The 13,492-nt window shown below is 48.9% G+C and carries 7 protein-coding genes; 6 read left to right on the forward strand and 1 reads right to left on the reverse strand.

Annotation, left to right across the window (positions count from 1 at the left end; translation table 11 throughout):
* Positions 1-25: 25 nt before the first annotated feature.
* Entirely contained in the window at positions 26-3,169 is a 3,144-nt protein-coding gene (locus A3844_RS05520) for an alpha-mannosidase (protein ID WP_074106839.1), read from the reverse strand.
* A gap of 229 nt (positions 3,170-3,398) precedes the next feature.
* On the opposite strand from A3844_RS05520, the gene A3844_RS05525 reads away from it, so the two are divergent.
* The 6 genes from A3844_RS05525 (at position 3,399) to A3844_RS05550 (ending at position 13,241) form a co-directional block, all read left to right on the forward strand.
* The gene (locus A3844_RS05525; RefSeq protein WP_074085144.1) at positions 3,399-5,225 is read left to right on the forward strand and encodes a sensor histidine kinase; all 1,827 of its coding nucleotides are present in this window, start codon (positions 3,399-3,401) and stop codon (positions 5,223-5,225) included.
* A gap of 4 nt (positions 5,226-5,229) precedes the next feature.
* A complete protein-coding gene (locus A3844_RS05530; RefSeq protein WP_074106840.1) occupies positions 5,230-6,786 on the forward strand; it encodes a response regulator transcription factor in 1,557 nt (518 codons plus the stop codon).
* A gap of 252 nt (positions 6,787-7,038) precedes the next feature.
* Entirely contained in the window at positions 7,039-7,968 is a 930-nt protein-coding gene (locus A3844_RS05535) for an ABC transporter permease (protein ID WP_074106841.1), read from the forward strand.
* A 24-nt stretch (positions 7,969-7,992) separates the two neighbouring features.
* Complete coding sequence (locus A3844_RS05540) at positions 7,993-8,946, forward strand: carbohydrate ABC transporter permease (protein ID WP_074106842.1); 954 nt, start codon at positions 7,993-7,995, stop codon at positions 8,944-8,946.
* A gap of 70 nt (positions 8,947-9,016) precedes the next feature.
* Positions 9,017-10,549, forward strand: a complete 1,533-nt coding sequence (locus A3844_RS05545) for an ABC transporter substrate-binding protein (RefSeq protein WP_074106843.1) — start codon at positions 9,017-9,019, stop codon at positions 10,547-10,549.
* Between the two features lie 40 nt (positions 10,550-10,589).
* Positions 10,590-13,241, forward strand: a complete 2,652-nt coding sequence (locus A3844_RS05550) for an endo-beta-N-acetylglucosaminidase (protein ID WP_074106844.1) — start codon at positions 10,590-10,592, stop codon at positions 13,239-13,241.
* Positions 13,242-13,492 lie beyond the last annotated feature (251 nt).

The raw sequence follows: 13,492 nt of genomic DNA on the forward strand, positions 1-13,492 counted from the left end.
TGAAAGTTCGTTACAGGCTTGACAGTTAGCGCCGCAAGTCGATTTCAAAAGTCTTAATCTCATAAGGTTCAAGGACAAAGCAGATACCAGCATCGTTATGCATTTCGCCAGCTGATTGTTCCATCAGGTTCGTTTCTCGCCATCCATGAATCTGCAGACCGCTCGTCAGCTCCAGCGTGTTGGAGCTTCCGGAGTAATCGTGAATACGCACGATGATGCAGTCTGAATCCTCTGCTTTTTTGACTGCCGAGATCATAGCAGTATCGCCCGACAAGGCGAACATGGAGCGGCTTGGCTGTTCTGCATGCCCCTTCGTATAGCGAATTGGGGCATTCAGGAACCAGGCTTGCTTGACGGTCTGTCCGGCCAGCCAATCCCCCTGATGCGGTAGAAGGGCATAGGTGAAGCGGTGCAGCCCCTGATCCGCATGCGGATCAGGATGTGTAGCGCTTTTGATCAGCGACAGCCGCAAGACATTGTTTTTAATATCATAACCGTACTTGGAGTCGTTCAACAGGCTGACACCATACCCTTTGTCAGACAGATCAGCCCATTGATGCCCGACCGATTCGAAGCGCGCCCAATCCCAACTCGTATTCCAATGAGTCGGCCGTTTCACGTTGCCGAACTGAATGTCATAGGTTGCCTCTGTAGACCGGATGCCAACCGGAAAAGCTACCTTCAGCAATTGCTGCTTTTCGTGCCAATCGACTTCGGTTACATAATCAATACGCCGGTTCGCGGCATAGACAATCAGGTTCTGTGTAATTGTGGAATTCCGGTACTGCCAATGGAACCGGATGACGGCCCGAAGCGAACCGGTCTCAATCACTTCGATTGCCGAACAATCTCGAATCTCAGTCATTTTTTCCTGATAGAAGATATCAATATCCCAAGCTTCATGTGCCAGAGGCTTATCTTCAAACACCTGCAACAGATTACCGTTAGCTCCTTTAGCCAGTACTTCCCGCCGTGCTGCTTTATCGTAAATGCGGGTTAACTGCCCGGCTTCGTTCCACGCCAATAGATAAAAAGGGGTTTCAATTCCACGTTCTGTATGGCTGAATGGTGCCAGCCCGGAATGGACGGATTCGGCATCGCTTTGGAAATGAATCGTTGTATACCCGAGCGAAGGTATATCTTTCACTTCAATATACCAAATGCCTGTATCCAGCTGGGCATTCAAGCGTAGCCCTGCATCGCTTAACCAGTAGCCCTGCTGCATCCCCGTAGAAGCGGGAATAGCCACAAGCTCTGTAATACACCATGGTGAGGAATTCCACACCGAAAAGCTTCCTGCTGTTATCCCTGTTGCGATCGCAGCCCGAGCTTGTGTGTCGATCTGACTGCCGATCTGCCACGCTTCTTCGTATTCGACTCTGCTGTCTTCGTACACCTCTTGGATGGAAGAGCCGGGAATAATGTCATGGAACTGATTGCGCAGAATGATTTTCCAGCCTGAAGTCAGCGGTTTGGCTTGGTACAGATTCCAGTCTTCCTGCAAAATGCTTTGCAGAGCATTCAGCCACTCAGCTTCACGATAGGCCAGTTCGAGCTTACGGTTCATCTGCTTGTTGTAAGCTTGGCTGGTATACGTTCCGCGGTGATACTCCAGATACAATTCGCCGTCCCAGGTATGAATGTATGAATCTGTATCCGCCACCGTCTGCTGCAGCTTGTCGAAATAGGCATCCGCACGTCCGGTAGTTACCTTTGGGAGCCCGGGCAACTGATCCAGCCGCCGCCGCATCTCGAGCATTTCACGGTTCACGCCGCCACCGCCGTCACCATAGCCATAGGACAGCAGCAGTTCCTGATTCATCTCCTTGTCGCGGTAGGCATCCCATATTCCTTTGACCGTCTTGGGGATGATTTTCCCGTTATAGGTGTAGAACCATGACCCTGGCTCCGACCACGGTTCAGGTGTTGTGATGAAATGGGTCAATACCTCCGAACCGTCAATGCCGCGCCAATGGAACGTATCGAAAGGCATCCGGTTATACTGGTTCCAGCTGATTTTCGTGGTCATGAAGGTATGAATGCCTGATTTTTTCAAAATTTGCGGCAGGGACCAGCTGTAGCCGAACACGTCCGGCAACCATAAGTATCTGCATTCGGAACCGAACTCCTCCTTAAGGAAACGTGTACCGATCAGCAATTGCCGAACTAGCGATTCGCCCGAGGTCAAATTGCAGTCCGCTTCAAGCCACATGCCGCCACCAGCTTCCCAGCGTCCTTCCGCAATGCGCTCCTTGATGGATTCGTATAACTCCGGGTAATCTTCTTTCACATATTCATATAGCTGGGGCTGTGTCTGCAAAAAAACATACTCCGGGAACATCTCCATCAGCCGCATCACCGTAGAGAAGGACCGCGCACATTTCTCGCGCGTATGCTTAAGCCGCCACAACCAGGCAACGTCAATATGGGTATGGCCAATACAGGTGATGTTTACATCGGATAGTTTGTCCATAGCTTCCAGGCAGGCGGTAAGATGGTCTCTGGCTTCGTAGACAGAGATGAAAAACGCCTCTGATTCAGGGTCTGCCCAGTCGATCATACGGAAGGATTGCTGGAGCACTTGCAGCAGCTTGGTCCGCTCCGGCGCATTGGGGTCCAGGATTTTTACGGTTTCGAGAATGGCCGTCCCGGTGAACACAAGATCGTCTATTTTCTCATCCAGCCAACATAACTCCGCCTGTTTGAGGGTATGGGTCTGATTGCGCGGTTGTCCGCCTCCTTCAAGACCCGACCATAAACGGAAGAGTAGCTCAGCAGAGTGCCCTGCCGCCGAAGCTGGAAGAAACACTTCCTTATGATTGGAATCGACGCCTTGAAATGGTTTGCCTTCCCAATAGAAAAGGGATTCAAATCCGGAGTTGTTTCCACCCCCGGTATCGCCAAAATCAAATAACCCGACGATGCGCTTATGTTCCCATGATAAAGGGATTTCAGCATGAGTATGTAGCCACAAATAGAGATCCCGGCCACTCCAGGTCTCGTTAATATGCATGGTCTGCCAATGGGCTTCGGCACCTGGCACCGTAGGATTAATATCTTCCCGGTGGTCTTCGCAAGCAAGAAATACGCTCAGCGTCTTCCGGTCCCGGTAACGGAGTGCGGATAATTCATAAATACGTGCCTGCAGCTTGTTTTCGGTAAGGAACATCGTGTGGACCTCCAATTCATATAATCGGAGGGTGAATAGTTTATAGGGATAGATCCAAATGGGGTAAAAGTGAATAACTTAGGGGAATGCGCTCATTATAGCGGTTTCCTTTCCTTTTGACAATTGAAAGTTGAGTGGAAGGCACTGCATGTTCTCTTTATTGCCTAAATTTAACGAACGGTGATACACTGAGTTGAAAATTGGCTCCGAAGGAGGCGGTCAGGCGCGAATGTCCAAGATACGGATTTTTTATCAAAATCATCTGAAGAAAAAAATGTTTAACAAGATCCTCCTGTTCTACTCCATGGTCATGGTTCTCTTGTTTATAAGTGTCTCTATCCTGGCTTACCGCTATTACGAGCAGCGGCTCGTACGGGAGCAGATGGATGCGAGTCTTCAGGAACTGGACATCATCAGCATCAGTCTGAATCAGCAGAACGAACGGATGTATGGTGCGGTGCAGCAGATTTATACGGATGCGATGATTGGAGACGATCTGAAGTATTTTTTGACTCATGAATATGAGAACTTCCTCAAGTGGCGTCTGAATCAATATGCAAACAGCTACAGGACAGAACGTAACAGCTTTGATTATCATTTACGCCAGCTGCTGAAGGAGGAAGCATCCATCTCGAACATTGTCCTGTACAGCTCAGATCAGGATTTTTTTTACGTTCTGAACCGGGAAACACAGCATTTTTACGATCAACCGCCGTTATCCTCTGAGCACCAGTACTGGTACGAACGGTTCAGAAATCAGCCTTGGCAGTATATGGGCAACGAGCCGCTATTCAAGGGAAAAGCCATCGGGGAATCAACACCTTACAGTTACGTGAATGTGCTCAAAGATCCTGTGACGCTGAAAGAATACGGTGCCATTCTGTTCGAACTCAACACCGACCGTATTAAAGGGCTGCTGCAGGAAAAGTTGAAAAATACGAGCAGCCGGATCATGCTGATCACGTCGCAGGGGCAAGTGATTTTTGACTCGCAGGGGCGATACGATAATACTGTCTATCCCTACTGGAAGCAGATAACGAAGCCTGGAGATTGGGTGAATCTGGAGGAACGTTCAAAAGTACAATTGCTGAATATCGGGAACACAGGGATGGTCGCTGCTGCCATTATTCCGCAGTCTCAAATCGTACAGAGTCTTCAAACCTTACGTTTTAGTCTTACAGGGATCGTGATCTTATGCATCATGATCAGCATCTCCGTGACGTTCACCGTTATCCGCCGCTATTCCAAAAAAATCCACAGAATTATCGTCTACATGCGGCGCTGGCAGGAGGGTGATTTGAGCAAGCGGATCAAAATGGAAGGGGAGGACGAACTGCAGCAGATCTCGCAAAGCTTTAACCATATGTGTGACCGGCTGGAGTCCTATATCCAGACCGTCTACATCTCTGAGATCAAGCAGAAGAATGCACAGCTTGTGGCTTTGCAGGCGCAGATTAATCCGCATTTCCTGTACAATACGCTCGAGAGTATACGCATGAAGGCCATCAGTTCAGGGGCCAGGGATGTCGGTCAAATGATATATATTCTCGCCACAATGTTCAGGCATTTGGTCAAAAAACAGACCCATGTCACATTGGCCGAAGAAATCGAACTGTGCGGGATGTATTTGGCCTTAATCCAATACCGGTACGAGAATAAGCTGCAGGTGGAAACGAACATCGAGATGGCGGTCGCCGGCAGCATCGTAGTGAAATTGCTGATACAGCCGATTATCGAAAATTACATCGTTCACGGCTTTCAGGCGGATGACGACGATAACCGGATTTCCATAACGGCTGCAGAACAGGGGAGACACATCATTATTCGTGTGAAGGATAACGGCAAGGGCATTGCGCCTGAGAAAATGACCGAGCTGCACAAGGCACTGCAAAGTGAGGGGGGAGCACCTTTGCTATCCAGTGATTCTCTGGGTCTAAAAAATGTACATGAACGTATCCGTTTGAATTATGGCAGCGAGTACGGAATAAGTGTGATCAGCGAGCAGGGTAAAGGTTGTGAAGTCATCATCGAAATACCATTCACAAGGGAGGACTAACTGAATGAGGAACGTATTGCTGGTGGATGATGAGCCACTCATTGTCGAAGGAATGCAGTCCATCATCGATTGGAATGCGAATCAAATGCAAATTGCAGGTACAGCGCGAAATGGCGTGGAAGCGCTAGCAACACTGGACGGCTTATCCGTAGATTTAATTATCACGGACATCATGATGCCCCGGATGACAGGACTTGAGCTGATCCGGGAAGTCAAAGTACGCAGTCCCCTCACTAAGTTCATCATTCTGAGTGGTTACGAGGAATTCAATTACGTACGGGAAGGCATCACGCTGGGTGTCGAGAACTATTTGCTCAAGCCGGTCAATATCGGCGAATTAGAAGCGACGATTAAGCATATGCAGCACGATTGGGAGCGGGAGGAAGTCAGACAAATCCATATAGATCAGAGCTGGAGGATTCTGAGAACCAATATATTGCAACGGTGGGCGAACGAAACCATTAATGCCCAAGAGTTCCGGGAGCGCGCACAGCTGCTGGAAATCCCCTTGACCAAGTCACGTTACAGTGCTGCTGCGCTACGGATTGTAACCGGTCACGATATGGAGGAACCGCAGTTGTACAGACCCATTATCGCTGAGCAATGTGAAATCATAGGCGGGAAATATGTACCGGACGGCTGTGAGATCATCTGTTTCCCTGATCAGGAAGGAGATATCATTGTGCTGTTCGCTTCAACCGGGAGGGAAGGAGAAGAATGGAAATATCATGCGCTTTACGGGATGAAGCAGTGGATCGTCTCTGATACAGGAGCCCGTGTATGGGGGGTAAAGGGACAGGCCGAGCAATCCTATCTGGGATTTCCGCAAAGCTGCAGACAAGTGAAGCAGTGGTTTCAGAATCATTTGTTAGGCGATTCAGAGACTCTCTTAGAGTCATTGGACGACAGAAATGAAGCTGCTCACACGTATGAAAATAGGGAGCCCGCTATGGATCAATTCCATAAGTTGCTCCGGGACGGGCAGCGTCTTGAGGTTGACGGGTTCATCGACGACTTCTTTGATGTTCAGGCAGAGGCCGGGCACTCCGCAAGAATGCCGTTCTTCAACTCCGCAATTCAGCTTATGCTGGCGGCCAAGACTTTGGAAAAGACACCGGATTACGGAGAGGTATTCGGTCCTTTATCCAGAATTCATACTCGCAGCGGGCTGAAGCAGCTGGTGAAAAGTGTGGTCCATCAAACACTTGATACTTACCATGCGGCAGAAAGAGACTATAGCCCTCATGTGATGGCTGTACTGGATTTCGTAAAAAACACCTACAAAGAGGAGCTTTCGCTGAAGACGCTCAGCCAGAAATTGGACCTTCATCCCAACTATCTGGGGCAGTTGTTTCAACAGGAGGCGGGTACGAGCTTTTCCGATTATGTCAATCAGTACCGGATTGAACGTGCCACCCATCTGCTGCTGTACTCGGACAAAAAGACGGCGGAAGTGGCGGCGGAGGTAGGCTATTGGGATACTTCTTACTTTTACAGGCAGTTCAAGAAATATGCCGGCGTTTCCCCTACGGAGCTGCGTTCGATGTATATGAAAAAGTAGGCGGCGACCTGTCTTCTAACAAAACACACCTTGCGGAGGTGTGTTTTTTTGTGAAATGAAGGCGCTATCTTTAATTAATCCATCATTTTATTGTATTTTTCAACTTTCACGGCGGCTGCCCGGCTTTCATAATAAAGACAGGGGTGAACGGGAAGATCCAAAACACCAAATGAGCTGAAGTTAACCATTGTTGATTATAGGGGATGAACAGTGGATGAACTCAGCTGCAAGTGAATCAAAGGAGGGACAGCCGTGCAAGGCATCTTGAAGAAACTGATAAAGAATAGGGCGTTTCTTCTGCTGGTATTACCGGGAGCAGCGTGGTTTATTATTTTTGCATATTTGCCGATGTTTGGGACGATTATTGCCTTTAAGGATTTCCGGATTCATCCGGGAGGATTTTTTGAAAGCGTTTTAAAAAGCGAGTGGGTCGGTTTCAAAAATTTCGAGTTTCTGTTCTCGACAGATGATGCTTATATCATAACGCGCAATACCATTCTGTATAACGTCGGTTTGATCATGCTTGGACTGGTGCTCGCGGTTACGCTTGCCATCATTATGAATGAGCTGTTAAACAAACGGCTGGCGAAATTTTACCAAACCGCAATGTTTATGCCGTATTTCCTCTCATGGGTTATTATTAGCTATTTTGTGTTCTCGTTCCTCAATGTAGAAAAAGGCGTGTTCAACCAGCTCCTTGTCTTCTTTGGCGAAGACCCGGTCAGCTGGTATAGTGAGACGAAATTCTGGCCGTATTTTCTTATCTTTCTGGGTCTCTGGAAAAATGCCGGATACGGGAGCGTCGTCTATCTTGCAGCAATCGCCGGCATCGACCGCTCTTATTATGAGGCGGCAATGATCGACGGTGCCACCAAATGGAATCAGATCCGGTTTATTACACTGCCGATGCTGAAGCCGCTTATGATTATTTTGACGGTCCTGGCACTCGGTGGCATCTTCCGCTCGGATTTCGGGTTGTTCTACCAGGTTCCGCGGGATTCCGGCGCACTGTATCCGGTCACTAACGTTATTGACACATTCGTGTATCGGGGACTGACGATCATGGGCGATACAGGTATGAGTACGGCTACGGGTCTATATCAATCCGTTGTTGGTCTGATTCTCGTTCTGCTCGCGAATTATGCGGTACGCAAAATTGAAAAGGATTATGCCGTATTCTAAAAAATCGGCAAGGGGGTGCCTGCAATGAATGACTTAAGCAAATCTATGGAGAGAACGGTGCTCTCTGCTCCCGGGAAAAAGAAAACCAGGGACATCAATGCGATTAGTCCATTATGGAATTTTATATTTAATGTGGGTGTGTGCTTATTCGCCCTATCCTGTATCTTCCCGTTTATTTTTATCATTGTCATTTCGTTTACGGACGAGAAGACATTGGCTCTCAACGGCTTCAGCATCCTGCCCGAGGTGCTCAGTCTGGACGCCTACCGGTTTCTGATGCGGTCCGGCGAGCAAATGGTTCAATCCTTGGGTGTGACCCTGGCCGTAACGGTCATTGGAACCGTTCTGACGCTGTATCTCGTTTCTACATATGCGTACGCAATTTCACGCAAGAACTTTGACCAGCGCCGGTTCTTCAGCTTTCTTGCTTTCTTCACCATGCTGTTCTCCGGGGGGCTGGTTCCGGGATATATCGTTGTTACGCAAGTACTTCATTTGCGGGATACCCTTTGGGCGCTGATCTTCCCATCTATTCTGAACGCATTCTATATTATCGTCATGCGTACCTTTTTTACGACAACTGTACCGGATGCGATCATCGAATCGGCCAAGATCGACGGAGCAACCGAATTCGGCATTTACACACGTATTGTGCTGCCAATCTCGCTGCCGGGTATTGCGACTATCGGGCTTTTCAGTACACTAGGCTTCTGGAATGACTGGTTCAATGCGCTTCTGTATATTGATAATCCCAATTTAATACCACTGCAGACACTTTTAATACGGATTCAGAACAATATGGACTTCATCGTACAGAACAGCAGCCAGGTAGTATCTTACGATATTGCTGCGACCTTGCCGACAGAGACCGTACGTATGGCTATGGTTGTGCTGGCTACGCTGCCAATCGCGCTGGCGTATCCTTTTTTCCAAAAGTATTTTATCCAAGGGCTTACGATTGGTTCGGTTAAAGAATAAGTTGGATAAGTTGTATCTGCCTGATCCAGGGCAGTAACAATAGATATTTATATTGATTAGGGGGAGACATATGAAGTCCAAGAAAATGGTATTGCTAATGGTTGTGTTTCTGTTTGCACTTGCTTCCGGGTTGGCTGGCTGTGGCAGCAATAACACGAAAGAGAGCAGTGATGGGAACACCCCGTCCGGGACCCAATCGGCTAGTCCAACAGAATCCGGCGACCAGGCTGGGGATAAGCTGGACCCGGTGAAGCTTAAGGTATACCTGATTGGTGGTCCACAGCGTGACCTGCCAATGGTTCAAGAGGAAATGAATAAATATTTGACGGACAAAATCAACGCAACCGTTGATATCACAATGATTGACTGGGGCGACTACTCGAAACGGTTGCCGGTAATCACTGCTTCCGGGGAGAATTACGATATTGCGTTTACCTCCTCCTGGGCTTTTGACTACCTGCCGAACGCGACTCGGGGTGCGTTTTTGCCAATCAATGATTTACTGGAAAAATACGGTCAGGATATCATAAAAGAGCTCGACCCGCGTTTCCTGACTGGATCGCAGGTGAATGGTAAAAATTATGCTGTGCCGGTGAACAAGGAACTGGCTTCACAGTGGGTATGGCGTTTTAACAAACAGTATGTTGATAAGTATAAGATGGATATTACCAAAATCCGTAACCTAGAGGACCTCGAACCTTATTTGAAACAAATCAAGGAAGGCGAGCCGGCTGACATTACGCCACTGGCCGTACCGAAAGGCTTCAAGCCATATATGCCGTTTGACTTCCTCCTGGGCGATGAATTCCCGGTTGGGATGAATATGAATTCAACGGATGGCAAATACGTCAATATCCTTGAATCCGACGAACTGAAAAGCTCGCTCAAAACCATTCGGAAATACTATCAAGCCGGTTATCTGCGCAAAGATGTTGCAACTCTGGAAGGCATTGATAACATCAAGACAGGCAAATGGTTCGCGGACCGCGAGCAAACGCAGCCTTATGCAGAATTGGGCTGGTCGAGAAGTGCGGGCTATGACATCGTGACCTCACCTATGCAGGATCCGGTTATCTTCACAGGCTCCGCTACCGGTTCTATGCACGCAATCTCGGCGAATTCCAAAAATCCGGAGCGTGCGATGATGTTCTTGAACCTGCTCAATTCGGACAAATATTTGCGCAATCTGATCAACTACGGTATCGAAGGCACACATTACAAGAAGATCTCTGAAGACGTCATTGAAGATCTGCCGGCTATGAAAGACGGTTACCAGATGCCGGGATTCGCACTAGGCAATTTGTTCCTGACCTACAGCCACAAGGAAGATCCTGCAGATAAATGGGAAGCGTTCAAGGAGTTCAACAATTCCGCCAAGGTGGCACCAAGCTTTGGCTTCAACTTCAACCCCGATCCAGTGAAGACAGAAGTGGCGTCTATCTCGGCGATCGTAAAAGAATTTTATCCACCTATCATGACAGGTGCAGTCGACCCGGATGAACATCTGCCGAAGGCAATCGCCAAGATGAAGGATGCCGGTCTGGATAAAGTCATTGCGGAAGCACAGAAGCAATATGACGAGTGGAAAGCGGCCCATAAATAGGCTGACATTCACATCAATTGATCCATTGGAGGAGGATGGCATGAAAAAGATAGGTGCAGGTTTTATCTTCTTAATTGTGATATGTGCTGCATTATCCACTTCTGCGTTAGCCAAACAGCCTTATTCATCCTATTGGTTTCCAGAGCAATTGCTTCAGTGGAGTCCGGCATCAGACCCGGACGCGGCTTTCAACCGTAGTACTGTCCCGCTGCAGGACCGTTTTGTGGGAGCAGGGGTCAACTCTCATGCGACTAAAGCGCCGAAAGTCATGGCTTTATCAGCACTGAATCCGGGAACAAGCGGAGTACCCTCGCAGGGCTCGGACAAATTCGGGGCAAACACGTTTACCTATTGGCAATATGTTGACCAACTGGTCTATTGGGGCGGCTCGGCCGGCGAAGGGATCATCGTGCCTCCAAGTGCCGATACGATCGACGCTGCTCATAAGAATGGCGTGCCGATCCTCGGAACGGTGTTCTTCCCGCCAGCCGTGTATGGCGGTAAATATGAATGGGTGAAGCAGATGCTAGAGCAGAAGAGTGACGGCTCCTTTCCTGCCGCTGACAAGCTGATCCAGGTTGCGGAGTATTACGGATTTGACGGCTGGTTCATTAACCAGGAGACAGAGGGTGGGACGCCGGCTGACGCACAGCAAATGAAAGCTTTCCTGCGTTATCTTGAAGTGCACAAATCTGCATCTATGCACTTCGTATGGTACGATTCCATGACCAAAGAAGGCAGTATCAACTGGCAGAATGCCCTAAATGATAAGAATGCCATGTTCTTGCAGGACAATGGAAAGCAGATAACAGACAGTATGTTCCTGAACTTCTGGTGGAAGGATCTTGGAAGCTCGGCGGAAAAGGCCAAAAGCTTGGGCAGAAGTCCATTTGACCTTTATGCAGGCATTGACGTTGAAGCCAAAGGTTACGATACGAAGGTGAACTGGAATCTGTTGTTCCCGGAAGGGAAGCCTGCAGTCACATCTCTGGGGATTTACCGCCCGGACTGGGCTTTTAACAGTGCAGAGAGTATGGAGGATTTCTTCAGCCGCGAGAACAAGTTCTGGGTGGGTCCTAACGGAAATCCGGGCAATACTGCGAGCAACCAGACCTGGAAAGGAATCGCAAACGATGTGGTTGAAGCATCCCCTGTAAATAAGCTGCCCTTCATCACCAGCTTCAACACTGGAAGCGGACAGAAGTATTACGTTCACGGGAAGCAGGTACGGGATAAGGGATGGAATAACCGGAGCCTGCAGGATATCCTGCCGACATGGCGCTGGATCGCAGACAGCAAAGGAACACCGCTCACACCGGTGCTGGATTGGTCCGATGCGTATTACGGTGGCAGCTCGCTGAAGGTATCAGGTGTGCTGAGCCATGACAATGCGACACATCTGAAGCTCTATAAGACAGATCTGAAGATCGAAGCAAGTACGAAACTGTCGGTTACGTACAAAACGCAGAACAAGCCTAGCCTGAAGGTTGGCCTTGCTTTTGCAGACCATCCCGACCAATTTGTCTTTCTTAACGTGAAGGATAAAACAGCACCAGGCTGGACTACAGAAACACTGAATTTGACCCCTTATAAAGGGAAACGGATCGTGGCGTTGTCACTGTATTTTGACACCACGGATACGATAAGTGATTATGCCATACACATTGGCCAGCTCGCCATCCAAAATGCCAACGACCCGATTCAGCCGCTCCCGGCGGTTAGTGGGCTGAAAGCCACTTCATCTGATTTCCGCAATGGAATCTATGGAGATGCCAGATTGCAGTGGAAACCGCTTGCTCAGCTGGTGAAGCAGTATGAAATCTATCGGGTATTGCCCGATGGCAATGAGGTGCTAATGGGGGCAACGCCGAATCATGTGTTTTACGTCCCTGAGATGAGAAGAATAGATAAGGAAGCGGTAACGGTATTGAAGGTCGTTGCGGTCAATGGAAGATACGGGCAAGGTCAGGCCTCCAGCGTGAAGATCAGCTGGCCGGCTTATCCGAAGCCGACTGTGGATTTCAAGGCCGACCGGACGCTGGTGGCTCCGGGTGAGAGTGTAAGCTTCACCGACCTGTCGACTGAAGTGACAGAAGGCTGGTCATGGACCTTCGACGGCGGAAGCCCGGCTGCCAGTACCGTGAAGAACCCGGTGGCAACGTTCAATCAGGAAGGTGTATACAGCGTGACACTGACTGCAACTAACAGCTCGGGCCAAGACACAATGTCGAAAAAGGCACTAATCACAGTAAGCAAGGAAGCCGGTTCAGTGAAGAATCTGGCACTTGGCAAAGCTGTAACAGCCGATCAGGCCTGCGGGGATAAGGAAGGAGCACCGAATGCCGTAGACGGTAAAGTGACGGACAACAGCAAATGGTGCGCGCTTGGCAATCTGCCTCACTGGCTTCAAGTCGATCTGGGCGCCGAGCATCCAATCAGTGCCTTTGTCATCAAGCATGCTGAGAGCGGAGGAGAGTGGTCCGGGTTCAATACCAGCGATTATACCATTCAGGTGAGCAGCGACGGTACGAACTGGGCCGATGCCGTCAAGGTCCAAGGAAACACGGCAGCGGAGACGACTGAGGCGATTGCGCTAGTTAAAGCCCGCTATGTAAAACTAATCATCACTAAGCCCTCGCAGGGTGCCGATACAGCCGCGCGAATCTATGAGTTTGAAGTCAAGGGGCTGTAATCATACACATGAAATATCGTCCTATTTTCTAAAAGCCGCAAAAAGTATACAAAACAGCACTTCTACCGTTAATGGAGAAGCGCTGTTTTGCGTTTGTATATAAATTGTAGTACATTTTCCGCTTAAACAACGTTTCGTTCACGGAGCGTCCTCAGAAGCACAACCGTCTATCTGACTCCAAAAACAAGGGATGTCCCAAGCAGCCATATCATGGCTTATGTTATGCTAATGAGCCAGCAAATAAAAAAGTT

The sequence above is a fragment of the Paenibacillus helianthi genome, assembly GCF_001909055.1.
In the GTDB taxonomy this organism is placed as follows: Bacteria; Bacillota; Bacilli; order Paenibacillales; family Paenibacillaceae; genus Paenibacillus_AQ; species Paenibacillus_AQ helianthi.